Below are 16645 nucleotides of genomic sequence, written 5' to 3'. Positions count from 1 at the left end.
GGTTGTGGGGCGGGGGGCGGCGCGTGGGGGGGGGCGGGGCCCAAGGCCGCTGGCGGTGCAGGTTTACTGCACGGCCCGGGCGCGGGAGCACCGCCGGAAATTGCCGGGTGTCAGGCTTCAGCCCGTTCCGTTGCCTCCAGCCGGGTCACAACCCTGGCGCCGCTTTCCAGGGTGCGGTGCACCGGGCATTTGTCGGCAATCTCCAGCAGCCGGCTGCGCTGCTCCTCGCGCAAGGGGCCGCACAGCCGCACCACCCGGGTGAATTGGTCGATCTTGGCTGGCCCGGAGGGCTGGGCGTCCTGGGCGTGCACTTTATCGTGGCTGACATCAACGCTGATCCCTTCCAGCGGCCAGCCCTTGCGCCGGGCATACATCCTGAGCGTCATCGACGTGCAGGCGCCCAGGCCCGCAGCCACGAACCCGTAGGGCGACATGCCGCGGTTGGTGCCGCCATAGGCCAGCGGCTCGTCAGCCAAAGCGTGATGATAGGGGCCGGATTGCACATCCTGCAGAAACCCGTCCGGGTCCGCCTCCGTCACCCGCAGGATACCTTCCGGTGCACCGGGTGGCGGCGCGGGCGGGGTCATGCCGATATAGCGCCCGGCCCAGGCCGCGATCACTTCTGAAGCATACTCCGCGTCCGCAGGGCGCGAGATCAGGTGGTCAGCATCGTCCAGAGTAACAAAGCTCTTGGGATGCTTGGCGGCGGTGAAGATCGAACCGGCATTGTCGATGCTCACCGTCTCATCCCTCGGCGCGTGGAGAACCAGAAGCGCCGCCTTCAGTTCTGCAATCGCGGGCGCCAGCGCCTCGGCTTTGATATCCTCGACAAACTCCTTGCCGATCACAAAGGGCCGCCCGGCGAGACAGACCTCTGCGCGGCCCTTGGCCTCGATCTCCGGCAGGGCTGCATCGAAATGGTGCGAGACATGGCCTGGATCAAACGGCGCCCCCAATGTCACCACGCCTTTGGCCGAAGGGATCCCGGCACGCGCGCGCAGCACGGCGGCACCGCCCAGCGAATGGCCGATCAGCAGCGAAGGCGCCATGTTGCGCGAGGCCAGATACTGCGCCGCCAGGATCAGGTCTGCCACGTTGGAGGTGAAAGTGGTGTTGGCAAACTCACCTTCGGAGTGGCCGAGGCCGGTGAAGTCGAAGCGCAGCACTGCAATCCCCATCGCCGCCAGACGCCCGGCAATCCGCCGCGCGGCGGGAATGTCCTTGGAGCAGGTGAAGCAATGGGCAAAGAGGGCGGTCGCCAGCACCGGCCCGTCGGGCAGGTCGAGACGGGCAGCAAGGGTATTTCCGGCGTGGCCGGTGAATGAAATCCGTTCCATGGGCATTGGCGTGGCCTTTATTGGGTGATCCGCATAGATTGAGCGCGCAACGTGGCCTGAACAAGGCAGCAGCCCCCAACGTCACGGGAAGGTGAAGCCAGATGAGCAGCAGTACCATAGAGGGCATCGGATGTTTCAGGCCGCAGTGCGGGCGGGACCGGCAGATGTGGCAGCGGTTGGCGGACTTCTGCGCCAGCGAACGCCAGGCCTTCGGCCGCAATCCGGAAACCGGCCACGTGACCGGATCCGCTTTTGTGCTGTCGCCAGACAGGAAGAGCGTGCTGCTGACCCATCACAAGAAGCTTAACCGCTGGCTCCAGCTGGGCGGCCATTGCGACGGCATTGCCGACGTGCCCTTCGTGGCGCTGAAGGAAGCCTATGAGGAAAGCGGTCTGTCGCGGATCAGGCTCTTGTCCAAGCAGGTGTTCGATGTCGATATCCACGGGATCCCTGCAAGTACCCGCGACTGCGCGCATCTGCATTACGATGTGCGATACCTGTTTCAGGCCGCGGCGGGGGAAATTGCCGCCAGCGATGAATCCCACGCTCTGGCCTGGGTGCCGCTCGATCAGCTGGAAGAGGTGACGGATTCGCCCGGTGTGCTGGTCCTGCGGGAGAAGCTGGCGCGGTTCCTGAGCCGCTATTGTTAAGGCGTGGCGCCTGACGGCGCCGCAGGCTGTCCCGGCCCCTCCTTGCGGGAGGGACCGGCAGTTGGGCGTTACGCTTCTCCCAGCAGTGCCTTGTCGAACGGGTAGGTGGTCAGGTTCTCGTAGCCGTCCTCGGTGATCAGCACCTGGTCTTCCAGTTTGATCGAGAAGTCGCCGCCCTCGGGCGACACCAGCGCTTCGACACAAAGCACCATGCCCGGCTCAAGCACATAGTCAAAGGCGCCCTCGACCATCTGGTCCGGATAGGCGACCAGCGGCCACTCATCGCAGAGGCCGACGCCGTGCATCATGCAGCCGTATTTCTGTTTCTGGAACTCTGCGTCCAGCGCGTGGCAGCCCTTGGAGAGCTCCTGGATGTTCACGCCCGGTTTCAGCATTTCCATGTTGTACCGGATGTGCTCCAGCCCGTGCTGCATGGCATAGATCATGTCGGGGCGCGGTTTCCGGTCGCCGATCCACCAGCTGCGGGAGATGTCGATGCAAATCCCGTAGGAGCCGACCAGATCGGTGTCGAAGCTGATCATCTCGTTGTTTTTGATGATGCGCGGCCCGCATTCCTGGAACCAGGGGTTGGTGCGCGGACCAGAGGCGAGAAGGCGGGTTTCGATCCATTCGCCGCCGCGGCGGATGTTTTCCGCGTGCAGTACCGCCCAGACGTCATCCTCGGAGATATTGCCGCCCGGGATCTGCTCACGGGCGAATGTTTCCATCGCTGCCACTGCGGTTTCGCAGGCGTGATGGGCGCATCGCATCGCCAGAATCTCGTCCGGGCCTTTCACCGCGCGGCATTTCTCGGTCAGCTCTTCGCCGGGGAAGATCTCCAGCCCCTGTGCTTCCAGCGCCCGGAGCCCGTGCAGCATCACCTTGTCCACCGCCAGCCGCTTGTTGCTGCCGCTGTGCTCCTCCAGCAGGATGCGCACCTCGTTGGAGAACTTATCGGCGGCCACGTCGATCTTGTCGCCGCGGTCAAAATAGAACAGGTCCGCGCCCGCGCGCTGTTCCCGCACCAGCGGGTTGAATTCGCTCAAGAAAGGCGACTGCTTGTAATCCCACAGCACCATGTAGCCGTCAGCACAGATCAGCAGGGCGCGGAACGGGTTGTGGGTGTTCCACAGCTGCATGTTGGTGGAGTCGGTCGCATAGCGGATATTGAGCGGGTCGAACACCAGAAGGCCGCCATAGCCGCGGTCGTTGATGAAACGTGTCAGCCGCTCCCAGCGGAATCTGCGCATGGCCTGCAGGTCCGGCAACTGCAGCCCGGCCTCTGCCCATTCGCCGAAAGCCAGCTGGGTCGGGCCGATCTCGACACGGTCGTTGTCGTTCGGGGTGTTGTCGCCCAGCCTGTCACCGCGAGTTGGGTCGATTTTGCGGATGTCGCGGTAGTGCTCGTTCATGCGTGGCCTCCGTCGCTGCACAGTCCTGTCCAATGTGCCGCTTGCGGCCGGGGGAATCGCGGCAGAAAGCGACGGGTTTTCCGGTCGTTTCTGACCTAAGATGCAACGTTGCGGCTGATTCCCGGCTGTTGGAATGCTATCGCAGAGGGATGAAAGCGATTCTGCAGAAGACCATTCCCTACAACCCGCTTGAGGAGAAGAAACTCCCCGGTATTCAGCCGCTTGCGCCTGATGGCTGGCTCGCGGCGGATGATGCCTATGCGGGCCAGATGGCAGAGCGGGAGCGGCTGCTGTCCACCCGGCGGGACGAGGTCCTGCGGCTGGACGCCAGCGCGATGGCAGCGGCGCAAGAGCTGCTGCAGATGGCGCTGGATGCGCTGGATTCCGGGGCTGAAGATACCGCGCTGCGGCCGGATCGCGTGCGGGTCGCGGTCGACTGGGAGGATCCCTTGGGAACCTTGGGCCGGATAGCGCAGCAGGATTTCTGCATCCTGCAGAAACCGGACGGGGCGGAGGAACATGTTCTGACCGGTGCGGTTTTGTGTTTTCCGGCAAGCTGGACGCTGGCGGAGAAATTCATGCGGCCATTGACCGGCATTCATGTGCCGGTGGATAGCTATGACGCGGGCATCGCTGCGCGGGTACAGCGGTTGTTTGACGGGGTGCAGGCGGGTCGGCCGCTGTGGCGGTTCAACGCGCTGTGGTACCGGGACCCGGCGCTATACCAGCCGCGCAGCCAGTACGCTCCGCGTGAAAAACCGGACGCCAGCAGGGCCGGGTATCTGCGAAGCGAAAAGCAGGTGATCCTGCGGCTGCCGCAGACCCGTGCTGTGGTGTTTGCCATCCACACCCATGTGCTTGCGCGGGCGGATGTGATGCGCCAGTGGGGTCCCCGTCAAGAGAACCCTGCGGCGCGGCCTTAGGGGAACAGCGGGCGTGCGGCCTGCACCATGCCTGCGCTGTCCAGGAACAGGAACAGAGCGGCCAGCAGAAGCAGATGGCTGACGAAACGCAGCCGGCGGCGCGGCGCGATGCTGAAAGCGGCCAGAGCCGGGACCTGCAACTGGCTGCTCCAGCCGCTTGGCTGCGGTCCGGCCTGCAGCGGCCTGCGGCTTCGGGCGCGTGCTCGTTCGGCTGCCGCCGAGGCACCGGGTCCTGCTGCACGGTTTACTGCATCTTGAAAAGCGCGTTCGCAGTGGGCCTCAAGTGCAAGCGCGGCTTGGTCTACCGGCGCAAAGCAAGCGCGGCCGCGGGGACGCTCCGGTCGGGGCTGCCTTGGCTGGCTGGCTTCAACAGGGGTTTCTGCCTGGCCGGATACCGCGGGCTGAGGTGCGAACACGCTCAGGAACTGGTCGCAGGTCAAAGCGACCTCAGTATCAAGCCACTCGACGGAGGTGGCTTCGACAGCGGAAAGCAGCCGCCGCAGTACCTCAGCCAGCAGCATCTCGGTGATCTCGCGGTCGCAATGCTCCGGATGAACCGGGGACAGCGACACTTCCAGCAGTGCCGAGGGCTGCAGCATGCTTCCGGTGAGCCGGCTGGAGCGCCGCAGCGGAACCCGGCGCAGGCGTACAGTCACAAAGTAATGATCGCATTGAAGCCGGGCGGCATTCTCGGCGCGGGCCTCGATGGTTTCCGCGGAATGGCCAAAGTCGTCGAGCGTGTCCACCACCGCGGAAACCGCAGCGGAAAGGGTTTCTTGATCGCGGCTTTCCAGCCCAAGCCTGCCCGTAAATTGCACGTTCTTTGCCACCGTCCGGATCCTCCATTCAGGGTGCCGATAAAAGAAGAATAAAAATTGAAGGGGTTCAAAGTGGGGCAGAAGATTAGGCCGTGCGGGAAACTGTGCAAACAGAAAAAGGGCAAATGAGGCAGTTTCTAAGACTTTGAATTTAAACGGTTTAGCGCTGGTCTTGCCGAAAATAGGAGCCCAAATGCGGCTCAACTGTGGCATCTGCGGAACACATTGATGCCCTAGAGCTTACAATGAAGCGGGAATCGCCAGCACTGTTCCTAGCGTGATTCACAACTGCACCTCCCGGCCGCGCCGGGGGCGGCGGCAAGTGCAGCGATAAACGATCGCAGCCGCGGTCAGCCGTCGATCTGGCGTCCCATGATCGCCAGCGATTGCTGATAAACAGTGGCGGCATTCCATTGTTTCAGAACGGGGTAATTCGGCTCGCCTGGCTGATAGCCTTTGCCGGGCTTCCAGCCCTTCTTGCGCAAGTAATAGGCGGTGGAGGCCAGGGCATCACCCATGTTGTAGAAATCCACCCGGCCGTTACCGTCCCAGTCCTGGCCGTATTGCAGGGCATTTCCGGGAAGAAACTGGGTGTGGCCCAGCTCGCCGTGCTTGGCACCAAGCGTGCCGGGGGTGATGGCGCCCTGATCCACCAGCTTCAGCGCTCCCAGCGCGTGCGGGCGGAAGAAATCGGAGCGGCGGCAGTCGTAGGTCAGCGTCACGATTGCTGAGACCACCTGGCTGTCGCCCATGTAATTGCCAAAGGCTGTCTCCATACCGTGGATGGCAATCAGCACACCCGCGGGCACGCCGTACTTTCGTTCCAGTGCAGCGTAGAAGTCGGGATTGCGCGCCTTGCGCTTGCGGCCCTGCGCCACGATGGTGGCAGAGCCGCGGACCTGCATGAACTTCTCCAAAGAGTATTTGAAGCTCTTCTGGTTGCGGTCGGCGGCGATGGTGCGGCGGGCGTATTGCGCATCTGCCAGTGCTTGCAGCCCGGCTTTGCGCACCCCGGCACGTTTGGCCTCGCGGCTGAACGCCTGTTTCCAGGCATCAAACCCGGCAGAGGTATTGCCGCAGGTCGCAGCCACGGCGGGAGAAGCAAGAAAGGCGGAAATCAGGGCAGGGGCAATCAGCCGGCGCATGAATAGAACTCTCGAAATGTGACTCGTGTCCCTGCAGCCTAGCGTGACTGTGCCCCATGTCTAACGGGAAATCCTGCCATTGGTTCCCATCCGCCTAGGTAAAGGCTGTCCCCGCTGCCAGTGCCAGACCGTCGGCAACCGCTGTCATGGCATTTTCCGTCTCGACACGCGCATTTGGACACAAAGACCGCATCTCAGCCTGCACCGCCGCCAGCAGCGAAGAGCCGCCGACCATGACAATCCGGTCAACTTGCGCCCCCTCGAGACCTGCCAGATCCAGGGTCTCTGCGGCACAGAGGCCGATGGACCGGGTCTGTTCCGCCAGCGTTTGGTTCATGTCCGCGGCGGGCATCGGAACCGACAATCCGCGCTGCAACAGCTTGAGGTCGATTGCTGCCGTGTTCTCAGCGCCATTGGCGCGGATCTTGCCGCGCTCCACCGCAAAAGCCAGTTCGTGCCCCAGCTCATCTTCCAGCACGGCCACCAGCCGGGCGAGCTTTTCGGGCTCAACCGCATTCGCGGCCAGGTCCTGCGCGGCGCGGCGGTTTTCGGGACTGTAAAGGAAGGGGATCAGCTGCCAGGTGGCCAGATCGTTGAACAGCCGGTTCGGCGCGGGCAGGCTGCCGCCGCCGAAGGTGTTGCGGATCTGGCTGCCGCGGCCCAGGAGCGGCATCACATGATGAATGCTCAGCTGCCTGTCGAAATCGGTGCCGCCCAGACGAACCCCGTGCGAGGCCAGGATACGCGCCGAGCCATCCGCGCCCAGCTCGAACGCAGTAAAGTCCGACGTGCCGCCGCCAATATCGACGATCAGCCCCAGCCCCGGCGATGGGGCAGCGGCGCGCAGGGCGGCTTCGGGTTCGTACATGAACATCACGTCTTGAAAACCGGCCTCAAGATAGCAGGCGCGCAGGTCCTTTTCCGCCTGTGTCTCTCGGTCTGCATCTTTGGAGTGAAACCGCACCGGCCGCCCGGACAGCGCATGGGTGAACTGCATGCGGGTGGCCGCCTCGGCGCGCCGTTTCAACTCTGCCAGGAAACGGGCGATGATCGTGGCAAAGCTTATCCGCTCGCCGCCCAGCCGCCGCTCCTCATGCAACAGGGAAGTGCCGAGAAGGCTCTTGAGCGCGCGCATGAACCGGCCTTCCTCGCCGCTGATCAGCGCTCGCGTGGCGCTGTGGCCGATCCGCATCTGCCGGGAGTCCTCTGCGAAGAACACCGCTGTGGGCAAGGTCTGTTCGCCAGGTTCCATCTCCACCAGCCAAGGGCGCCCTGAGACGGCGATGCCGGCTGCGGAGTTGGAGGTGCCGAAGTCGATACCAAGGGTGCTGGGGGCGGTCATGAGGGAGATCCTGTACGCAAACCGGAGCGGGCCCGGCTATAGCATAAGACAACCGCGATCAAGGCGAATCATCCCTTCATGCGGCTGAAAGATGCACTTGGGCGGATTGCCGCAGGAGGCGCAAGTCCTTCAAAACCCTACAGTAAAGCCTGCGTAAAAAGATCTTAATTCCTGAATGTCACCGTTTAAACGCCTGCCGCCCAGAGCAGGTTGTTTGGAGTTCGGAAGATGAGTAAAACTGATTACCAGCGCATCATCTCAAAATTTGCGCTTGATGGAGACCATCAGAAAGACCTGGCACGGGCGAGCAAAATGCTAGTGCCTTACTTCGATGTAATCCTCGACAGATTCTATGATTTTGCCCGGGCTGACAGCGAAGCCAGCAAGTTCTTTCCCGACGAGCAGATCCTTACCCATGCCAGAACCGCGCAAAAGCGGCATTGGGAACTTCTGCTGCGGGGCGACTTCCCGGAGGAGTATTTTGCTTCGGCCGAACGCGTCGGCAGTGTTCATTTTAAGATCCAGCTTCCCTTCGAGCTGTACCTGTCTGCCTATTCACGGGCAACATCGCATATCCAGCAGGTTCTCGGCGAAAAGTTCGGCGCCGTAGTAACCCCCGGTGGGCGGCGCAAGCTGTTTGCGATGCTGGGGGCTCTGAACCGCGTCTTTGCGCTGGATACCTATTTCGTCATCGACGCCTATTTTGCGGCGCAGCGCGCCGAACAGGACACAGCCTTTGACTATATCACCGCCGGGATCGAGCGGATGGAGGCCCGTGACCTGTCCCAGAAGATCCCAGCGCCCGGCGAGAGCGATTACCCCCAGCGTTATGATCAGGTGCGGGTGACCTTCAACCGGCTGATGGGAAGCCTGGCAGGCGTTATTGGCAGCATCCAGGACTCGGCAACGGGTCTGAACAGCACAGCCGGCGAAATTTCCGACGCTGCGCAGGAATTGTCCCAGCGGACCGAAACCCAGGCAGCAACGCTCGAGCAGACAGCGGCGGCCGTGGAGGAGATAACCGCCAGCATGCGGACGTCGGCCGACGCGACCCAGGAAACCAGCAGCGTGGCCGCCACCGCGCAAGCCTGCGCAGAAGACGGCTTTTCCGTGGTGACCGATGCGGTGAAGAAGATGAAGGAAATCGCCGACTCCTCTGAAAGAATTTCACAGATCATCGGCGTGATTGACGACATTTCCTTCCAGACCAACCTGCTGGCGCTGAACGCCGGGGTCGAGGCCGCCCGTGCGGGCGAAGCGGGGCGCGGCTTTGCGGTTGTCGCTTCTGAGGTGCGCGGGCTTGCGCAGCGCGCCGCTGTATCGGCCAAGGAGATCAAGGAACTGATCAATATCAGCTCAGGCCACGTGGACGAGGGCGTTTCGCTTGTCGACCGGGCAGGCGAGGTGCTGAACCGGATTGTGACTGACGTTAAGAAAGTGTCGGAATTGTCGGCGTCGGTCTCGGCCTCGGCGGGCGAGCAGACCACCGGACTGACTGAGATCAACACAGGGGTTTCGCATCTGGACGGGGTCACCCAGCAGAACGCGGCCATGGTTGAGCAGACGACGGCCGCCACGGTGACAATGCGCCAGGATGCGCAGTCGCTTGCTGACCTGGTCAAATCCTTCGATGTCGGGCAGACAGCCGGCCCGATTGCCGCCGGAGACGGGGACGCTGGCGGCAGCCTGCGTCTGGCCGGCTGATGCGGTGATCCGCCGTATCCCAGCGGCACAGACAGAAAAAGGCGCCCCTTGGGGCGCCTCTTCCTTCGTAATTTCAGCAGCTTAGCAGCTGTAGTACATGCCGAACTCAACCGGGTGCGGGGTGTGTTCGTACTTGTGGACCTCTTCCATCTTCAGCTCAATGTAGCCGTCGATCTGGTCCTTGGTGAACACGTCGCCCTGCAGCAGGAAGTCGTGGTCGGCGGCCAGCGCGTCGACGGCTTCACGCAGCGAGCCGCAGACGGTCGGGATGCCTTCCAGCTCTTCGGCCGGCAGATCGTACAGGTTCTTGTCCATGGCTTCGCCCGGATCGATCTTGTTGCGGATGCCGTCCAGACCGGCCATCAGCAGTGCTGCAAAGCACAGGTAGGGGTTTGCAGCCGGATCGGGGAAGCGGGCCTCGACGCGCTTGGCTTTCGGGCTTTCGGTCCACGGAATACGCACACAGCCGGAGCGGTTGCGGGCGGAGTAGGCGCGCAGAACCGGTGCCTCGAAGCCCGGGATCAGGCGCTTGTAGGAGTTGGTGGACGGGTTGGTGAAGGCATTCAGCGTCTTCGCATGCTTCAGGATGCCGCCGATGAAGTACAGCGCTTCCTGCGACAGGTCGGCATATTTGTCGCCTGCAAACAGCGGCTTGCCGTCTTTCCAGATCGACATGTTCACGTGCATGCCGGAACCGTTGTCGCCATAGATCGGCTTCGGCATGAAGGTTGCCGACTTGCCATATGCGTGCGCCACGTTGTGGATCACGTATTTGTATTTCTGCAGCTCGTCGGCCTGTTTGGTCAGCGAGTCAAAGATCAGGCCCAGCTCGTGCTGGCAGGAGGCCACTTCGTGGTGGTGCTTGTCCACCTTCATGCCCAGGCGCTTCATGGTCGACAGCATCTCAGACCGCAGGTCCTGCGCTTCGTCGGTCGGGTTGACCGGGAAGTAGCCGCCTTTCAGGCCCGGGCGGTGGCCCATGTTGCCCATTTCGAATTCGGCGTCGGTGTTCCAGGAGCCGTCGGTTGCGTCAACCTCGTAGGACACCTTGTTGATGGTGTTGGAGTAGCGCACGTCGTCGAATAGGAAGAATTCCGCTTCCGGGCCCATATAGGCGACGTCGCCGATGCCGGAGGACTTCAGGTAGGCCTCGGCCTTCTGGGCGGTGCCGCGCGGGTCGCGCTCATAGGCTTCGCCGGTGTCCGGCTCCACGATGGAGCAGTGCAGGCACAGGGTCTTTTCCGCATAGAACGGGTCGATGTAGGCGGACTCGGTGTCGGCGACCAGTTTCATGTCGGAGTTTTCGATCGACTTCCAGCCGGCGATCGACGAGCCGTCGAACATGAAGCCTTCTTCCAGGAAGTCTTCGTCGACCAGGTCCACATCCACGGTCACGTGCTGCAGCTTGCCGCGCACATCGGTGAAGCGGATGTCGACATAGGCGACGTCCTCGTCCTTAAGTGTCTTGAGAACTGCGTCTACGCTCATTCCCTCGGTCCTTTTTGTAGATATGTAAGGATTTTCGTTGAAGTCTTTAGAGTGCGTCCGGGCCGGTCTCGCCGGTACGGATGCGGATCGCTTGCTCGACAGGCGAGACAAAGATCTTGCCGTCGCCGATCTTGTCGGTCTTGGCAGCATCGACAATGGCTTCAATCGCCTGGTCGACCTGATCGTCGTCCAGCACAACCTCGACCTTCACCTTGGGCAGGAAGTCGACCACATATTCGGCGCCGCGATAGAGCTCGGTGTGGCCCTTCTGACGGCCAAAGCCCTTGACCTCGATCACCGAAAGGCCTTGGACGCCAACGTCCTGCAACGCTTCCTTCACCTCATCCAGTTTAAAAGGCTTGATGATGGCTTCGATCTTTTTCATCGGCTTTGGCTCCTCGCAAGCTTGTTGGAGGTGTCATTTCACTTCTAAATGAAGGCAGCAATGCACAGCTGTGCGGCTGCGGCAATTGTGGGCAGGATTTGATCGTGACTGCCTAAAAATTAAGCACTGCGCCCGGAAATTGCGCAGAATTGAATCGGGGAAGGGCAAAACATGACCGAACTGCTGACCGCAGCCCAAATGCGGGCCATTGAGCAGGCCGCCATAGAGTCCGGCGTGGTGACCGGGCTGGAACTGATGGAGCGCGCCGGGCAGGGGGTGGTTGAGGCCATCTTTGTGTATGGGCGGGTGCTGGCATAAGCGCGCGGGGCCGGCCCCTCGCGCTCCCCGGAGTATTTGGGGAAAGATGAAGGGGCGCGCCGGGCGGTGGTTCTGTGCGGGCCGGGCAACAATGGCGGTGACGGCTTTGTGGTGGCGCGGTTGCTGAAGGAGCGCGGCTGGGAGGTGGAAGTGTTCCTGTATGGAGACCCGGCCAAGCTGCCGCCGGATGCGAAGGTGAATTATGAGCGGTGGCGGGAGTTTGACGCGGTGCGGCCGCTTTGTGAGGAAGTGATTGATGCTGGAGAGGATGCAGATCTGGTGGTTGATGCGGTCTTCGGCACAGGGCTGGCGCGGCCGTTTCTGGATCACGGCGAGGTTCAAAGCGAGCTGAACCTGTGGCAGGCCGCTTCCAGCCGTGGCGCGGCCCCGCGGGTTGTGGCAGTCGATATGCCCAGCGGCGCGTGCGCGGATAGCGGGCTGTACCTGGGGTGCGCGGGTGAAAACCCGTTCGATGCAGCTGTGATGGCAAATCTCACGGTAAGCTTCCACCGGGCAAAGCTTGGGCAATTCCTGTCTGACGGCGCGGAAGGGTGCGGCAAAGTTGTTGTGAAGGACATTGGCCTTGCTGACAGGGGCAGCCCCGCGGTGCCGGGCGAAGTGGTGACGCTTGCGGCGCCATCTGCCGGCGGCAAGGCGGCGGGGCATAAGTACACCCACGGCCACGCCCTCGTCCTCTCTGGCGGTCATGGCAAAACCGGCGCTGCTCGGCTGGCTGCCCGCGGCGCGCTTCGGGTCGGGGCGGGGCTGGTCACCGTCGGCTCGCCGCGCTCGGCGATGTTTGAAAACGCCGCCAATCTGACCGCCATCATGCTAAAACAGATCGACGGCGCGCATGGGGTCAGCGAGCTCCTGGAGGACACGCGTTTCAATGCGGTCTGCCTCGGCCCTGGCCTGGGCCGCGGCGCCGATACCCAGGCGCTGGTTATGGCGGTGCTGAAGGAAAAGCGCGCCACCGTGCTGGACGCCGACGCGCTCACGAGGTTCGAGCTGAAACCCGAGGCGCTGTTTGAGATCCTGCACGAGAATTGTGTGCTGACCCCGCATGGCGGCGAATTCGCCAAACTGTTCCCGGACCTGGCGGACAAGCTGAACTCGCCCGCCACCTCAGGCCCGGCCTATTCCAAGGTCGACGCCACCCGCGAGGCGGCGAAGCGCGCGGGCTGCGCGGTGCTGTTCAAGGGGCCGGATACGGTAATCGCCGCGCCGGACGGGCGCTGCTCAGTCAATTCCGCCCATTACGAGCGCTCCGCGCCCTGGCTTGCCACAGCCGGATCTGGAGACGTGCTGGCGGGGTTCATCACCGGATTGATGGCGCGCGGGTTCGATCCGATGCAGGCAGCGGAAACCGCCGCCTATCTCCACGTCGAATGCGCGCTGGAATTCGGCCCCGGCCTGATTGCCGAGGACCTGCCGGAGCAGATCCCCGCGGTGTTCCGCAAGCTTGGGATGTAAGCAGGCTCAAGCCGCCGGGCGCAGGTTCTCTTGCGGCGCGGCGGCTGCCGCCAGCTCAAGGCCGCCTGCATAGATCACATGCGGACGGGAGAACTCCAGCACCGTCAGCTCCATCATCTGCAGGCCCAGGTCGCGGATGAATTCGCCGTCCACCAGCTCATAAGCCGGCACCACCGCCTGCGGCTGGCCGAACATCGCCTTGGCGCGCCAGTCGCGGATCAGAATGCGCTGGTCCCAGGGCACGGTCAGATCATCTTCACACCGGGTGTCGCCCAATGACCCTGCGGCGATGCAAACAGCCTGCAGCATGGCACGGCGGGTTCGCACGGCTTCGACCTGGGCCATGCCTTGGGTTCGGGTGATCAGGCTGTCGCCTGCTTTGATGTCCTCTGCGGGACGCTCGCCCTCCCGGGTCAGCACGATGGTTCCGCGCAGCAGGCTGATGTTCTGGCTGCCTTGAAACAGGCGCCGGGGCTGCGTCTGGCCGCGCGCCGCCAGTTGCGCGCGCAGGGCCGCATTTCCAAACGGTTTCATATTATTGCTCGCTTTGTCTGCCTCAGACTTTTTTGCCAAACTACGGCAGAACCGGATTCCAGGCCCAGCCTTCCGCGGCAAAAATCCGCTCATTGTTGCAATTATGCGGACGGATTGTTGCCGATCTGCACATCGGCATCCGGGCCGCGTTTTCCGCTCGCATCCCCCGCCAAGCTTTGCTATTCAGCGCGTCACGCGGCGGGCCTGTCCCGGCGCACGTGCGGGTGTGGCGGAATTGGTAGACGCACCAGATTTAGGTTCTGGCGCCGCAAGGCGTGGGGGTTCAAGTCCCTTCACCCGCACCATCTCTCTAAAGAATGCAGATTTTGTTTTCTTCGCCGCGGTGGCAAGGCTGGTCGCGGATGGCGCGCGGGCAGGGGCGTTCGCGGCCTTGAGGCCATTGACAGATCCTTGCCCGGAATGATCAGCGGGCTACCTGCCGGGTGAGATTTTCCGAATATTCTGCTGAGGGAGATAGCCATGCCACGTCTTCATCATTTTCTCGGCGCGGCGGCGGGGTTTTTTGTCCTAGGGCAGCCTGCGGCAGCTGAACTGAAATACACCAACAATTCCGGCGGCTACGTCGAGATCTACGGTCAGTTTAACCCGGCCATCATCTCGGTCGATGACGGGCAGCATACAGAGACGAATGTGCTGGACAATGACCTGTCCCGCTCCCGGGTGGGGCTGCGGCTGATCCAGCCGTTTGGCAGCAACACCTTCGGTTTCCGCTTCGAAACCGGGCTGGGCTTTCCGAATTCGACCGAAGTCAATCAGTTCGGGTCGACCTACAGCGGCTGGACGCGTGCGGATCTGCGTCATGTGGACTTCTGGCTGGAAGGGAGCTGGGGCAAATTCTCAGCGGGGCAGGGCAGCATGGCGGCGGATGGCGCGGCTGAGACGGATCTCTCCTATGTGGGCGCTGCGCTTTATTCCTATACCGTGGATTCCAGCGCCGGATTTCTGTTCCGCGACACCACGGGGGCGCTGACCGGGCCTGCACTGGTCAATGCTTTCGACAATCTCGATGGCTCCCGGCGCGGCCGCATCCGCTATGACACGCCGGATTTCAACGGGTTTTCCGCTGGGATCGCCTGGGGGCAGAACGTGCTCTCCTCTTCGGATGATGCCGACTATTATGACATCGGCCTGTTTTACGGGCAGGAGCTGGGCTCTGCCGAATTCAGCGCATCCCTGGCCTATCAGGTGCGTGAAGATGCCGGCACCGACCGGTCGGACGTGCTGGGGGCGGCCTCGGTGCTGCTGGACAACGGCATCAGCTTCACGGTTGCGGGCGGCACCCGGGACAACGACGCGGCAGGCGCCAGCGACCCGAGCTATTACTATGCCAAGATCGCGTATGAGGACGAATGGCTGGCCTGGGGCAAAACCGGCATTGGGGTGCACTACTATGACGGTGAGGATTTCAATGTCACCGGTTCGACTGCCAAAGGCTGGGGGATTGGCGCGGTGCAGAAGGTCGAGACCCTCAATACCGACATCTACCTGACCTATCAGGAGTATGAATACGAGGATGCCGCGGCGACCTACCAGGATCTGACGACCTGGATTCTGGGCGCGCGCTGGAAATTCTGACGGCGCCGGAGTCAGACCTCGAAAACGCCCTGGATCTCCCGGGCGTTTTTTTGTGCCCGGCGGCGTATTGGGCTGTGCAGGAATGAATGGGTTTCTGCGCGCCGGCGCAGGGTTGCGTAAACCGCATGGCACCTCTGACGAAACAAGCCGGGTGAATGTGAAACGCTTCACTCAAAGCGTTGAAAGAAGGCGGTTTATCGTCTGGGCAGGATCTTGATGAGCGGATTTCCGCCTATATGATTTGCTGGGCAACAACCCGGTTTTTCAACCCTGAAGCTGCCGAAATCTGCATGATACCCAGTCCCCCGGCAGCGGTCTCAGGGATGGAGAGGCACGCCGCCGACGGAACAGGAGACTCAGAATAATGAGCACAAAATTTGCAGCACGTGCCGGCGCGGCGTCGCTGGCAGCGGCCCTGGCAGCCCCGGCATTTGCAGGCCCCACGTACACCAACGACACCGGCGGCAGCTTCCGCTGGTACGGACAGTTCAATCCAGCCTACCAGTCGTTTGACGACGGCCAGCAGGACTTCAACCGTCTGGTCGATAGCGAAGCTTCCAACTCGCGCATCGGCTTTGAGCTGGAGCAGGAATACGGCGAAAACACCCTGCGGTTCCGGTTTGAAACCGCGTTTGGCTTCCGCGGCTCGGACGGGGTGAGCCAGCTTTCGACCGGCGACAACCTCAGCTGGGACCGGACCAATATCCGCCATGTCGACTTCCAGTTCGATACCGCGAGCTATGGCCGCTTCTCTGCCGGTCAGGGGTCGATGGCCACTGACGGCATCACCGGCGCGGATTTCTCGGGCACCGGTCTCGGCGCCTCCAACTCGGTGGCCGACTCCGCGGGCGGCTATGCCTTCCGCACCGGCGCGGGCGCACTCAGCTCCGTCGATATCGGCGATGCCTTCACCGACCTCGACGGCAGCCGCCTGGGCCGCATCCGCTACGACTCCCCGGAATTCGGGGGCTTCACCCTGTCGACTTCCTGGGGCACCGACGTGCTGAAGGACGCAAACGACCGGGAAAGCTATGACGTGGCGGTGCGTTGGGCCAACGACGATGCCGCAGGCTTTGCCATCGACACCGGCATCGGCGCCTCCTGGACCGAAGAAGCCGGCGAGGAAGACACTCGCGACATCTCCGGCTCCTTTGCGGTTCTGCACAAGGCCACCGGCCTGTCGCTGAACGTGGCCGCAGGCGAGCGCGACATTGCGGGCAGCTATGCCTACGCCAAGCTGGGCTATTCGGCGGATCTGATCGCGGCCGGTTCCACCTCCTTCTCGGTGGACTACTATGACGGTTCCGACATGGTCACCGCCGGCGACAGCGCCGAGTCCTGGGGCGTGGCTGCGGTCCAGAAGATCGACGCCTACAACGTCGAAACCTACCTGGCCTACCGCGACTACTCCTACGCCGACACCAGCGCCACCAGCTACCAGGACGCAAACGTCATCCTGGCCGGTGCCCGCTGGAAGTTCTGAACCGCGACTCCCTCGGTTTCTGGAACGGAAACACGCC

At 62.7% G+C, this 16645-nt stretch carries 15 protein-coding genes and 1 tRNA gene; 8 read left to right on the top strand and 8 right to left on the bottom strand.

Features of this window, described 5'->3' with window-relative positions; genetic code table 11:
* Positions 1–110 precede the first annotated feature (110 nt).
* Positions 111–1343 (bottom strand): bifunctional alpha/beta hydrolase/OsmC family protein, encoded by a 1233-nt coding sequence (locus AC4HIX_RS01405; RefSeq protein ID WP_490397579.1) that lies wholly within the window; start codon positions 1341–1343, stop codon positions 111–113.
* 158 nt (positions 1344–1501) lie between these two features.
* Between AC4HIX_RS01405 and AC4HIX_RS01400 the strand changes: the two genes are divergently transcribed.
* Positions 1502–1987, top strand: coding sequence for an NUDIX hydrolase (locus tag AC4HIX_RS01400; RefSeq protein ID WP_490397578.1), 486 nt, complete (start codon positions 1502–1504; stop codon positions 1985–1987).
* 68 nt (positions 1988–2055) lie between these two features.
* On the opposite strand, the gene dddP is transcribed toward AC4HIX_RS01400, so the two are convergent.
* Positions 2056–3399 carry a dimethylsulfonioproprionate lyase DddP gene (dddP, locus tag AC4HIX_RS01395; RefSeq protein WP_490397577.1) on the bottom strand — a complete coding sequence of 448 codons (1344 nt, stop codon included), beginning with the start codon at positions 3397–3399 and terminating at the stop codon, positions 2056–2058.
* A 149-nt stretch (positions 3400–3548) separates the two neighbouring features.
* Between dddP and AC4HIX_RS01390 the strand changes: the two genes are divergently transcribed.
* Entirely contained in the window at positions 3549–4322 is a 774-nt protein-coding gene (locus AC4HIX_RS01390) for a heme-dependent oxidative N-demethylase family protein (RefSeq protein ID WP_490397576.1), read from the top strand.
* On the opposite strand, the gene AC4HIX_RS01385 is transcribed toward AC4HIX_RS01390, so the two are convergent.
* The 3 genes from AC4HIX_RS01385 to AC4HIX_RS01375 all read right to left on the bottom strand — a co-directional run bounded on the left by AC4HIX_RS01385 (position 4319) and on the right by AC4HIX_RS01375 (position 7627).
* A complete protein-coding gene (locus AC4HIX_RS01385; RefSeq protein WP_490397575.1) occupies positions 4319–5353 on the bottom strand; it encodes a hypothetical protein in 1035 nt (344 codons plus the stop codon). The genes AC4HIX_RS01390 and AC4HIX_RS01385 overlap by 4 nt on opposite strands.
* A 137-nt stretch (positions 5354–5490) precedes the next feature.
* Entirely contained in the window at positions 5491–6285 is a 795-nt protein-coding gene (locus tag AC4HIX_RS01380; protein WP_490397574.1) for a lytic murein transglycosylase, read from the bottom strand.
* Between the two features lie 94 nt (positions 6286–6379).
* Positions 6380–7627, bottom strand: coding sequence for an Hsp70 family protein (locus tag AC4HIX_RS01375; protein ID WP_490397573.1), 1248 nt, complete (start codon positions 7625–7627; stop codon positions 6380–6382).
* A 228-nt stretch (positions 7628–7855) separates the two neighbouring features.
* Between AC4HIX_RS01375 and AC4HIX_RS01370 the strand changes: the two genes are divergently transcribed.
* Positions 7856–9331 carry a methyl-accepting chemotaxis protein gene (locus tag AC4HIX_RS01370; RefSeq protein WP_490397572.1) on the top strand — a complete coding sequence of 492 codons (1476 nt, stop codon included), beginning with the start codon at positions 7856–7858 and terminating at the stop codon, positions 9329–9331.
* 81 nt (positions 9332–9412) lie between these two features.
* Here AC4HIX_RS01370 and glnA read toward each other — a convergent pair whose 3' ends face one another.
* Positions 9413–10819 carry a type I glutamate--ammonia ligase gene (glnA, locus tag AC4HIX_RS01365; RefSeq protein WP_475051684.1) on the bottom strand — a complete coding sequence of 469 codons (1407 nt, stop codon included), beginning with the start codon at positions 10817–10819 and terminating at the stop codon, positions 9413–9415.
* A 46-nt stretch (positions 10820–10865) separates the two neighbouring features.
* Positions 10866–11204 (bottom strand): P-II family nitrogen regulator, encoded by a 339-nt coding sequence (locus tag AC4HIX_RS01360; protein ID WP_008554830.1) that lies wholly within the window; start codon positions 11202–11204, stop codon positions 10866–10868.
* Between the two features lie 171 nt (positions 11205–11375).
* Between AC4HIX_RS01360 and AC4HIX_RS01355 the strand changes: the two genes are divergently transcribed.
* Both AC4HIX_RS01355 and AC4HIX_RS01350 read left to right on the top strand, forming a co-directional pair.
* A complete protein-coding gene (locus tag AC4HIX_RS01355) occupies positions 11376–11522 on the top strand; it encodes a hypothetical protein (protein WP_490397571.1) in 147 nt (48 codons plus the stop codon).
* 36 nt (positions 11523–11558) lie between these two features.
* A complete protein-coding gene (locus tag AC4HIX_RS01350) occupies positions 11559–12995 on the top strand; it encodes an NAD(P)H-hydrate dehydratase (protein WP_490397570.1) in 1437 nt (478 codons plus the stop codon).
* Between the two features lie 6 nt (positions 12996–13001).
* On the opposite strand, the gene AC4HIX_RS01345 is transcribed toward AC4HIX_RS01350, so the two are convergent.
* Positions 13002–13529 carry a Hint domain-containing protein gene (locus tag AC4HIX_RS01345; protein ID WP_490397569.1) on the bottom strand — a complete coding sequence of 176 codons (528 nt, stop codon included), beginning with the start codon at positions 13527–13529 and terminating at the stop codon, positions 13002–13004.
* 220 nt (positions 13530–13749) lie between these two features.
* Here AC4HIX_RS01345 and AC4HIX_RS01340 point away from each other — a divergent pair.
* From AC4HIX_RS01340 to AC4HIX_RS01330, 3 genes are all read left to right on the top strand, one after another.
* Positions 13750–13834: transfer RNA gene (locus tag AC4HIX_RS01340), tRNA-Leu, on the top strand.
* Between the two features lie 175 nt (positions 13835–14009).
* Positions 14010–15125 carry a porin gene (locus AC4HIX_RS01335; RefSeq protein ID WP_490397568.1) on the top strand — a complete coding sequence of 372 codons (1116 nt, stop codon included), beginning with the start codon at positions 14010–14012 and terminating at the stop codon, positions 15123–15125.
* A gap of 364 nt (positions 15126–15489) precedes the next feature.
* Entirely contained in the window at positions 15490–16608 is a 1119-nt protein-coding gene (locus AC4HIX_RS01330; RefSeq protein ID WP_490397567.1) for a porin, read from the top strand.
* Positions 16609–16645: the final 37 nt, after the last annotated feature.

It is taken from the genome of Leisingera sp., assembly GCF_982940295.1.
This window is presented reverse-complemented; position numbering and strand designations above follow the sequence as displayed.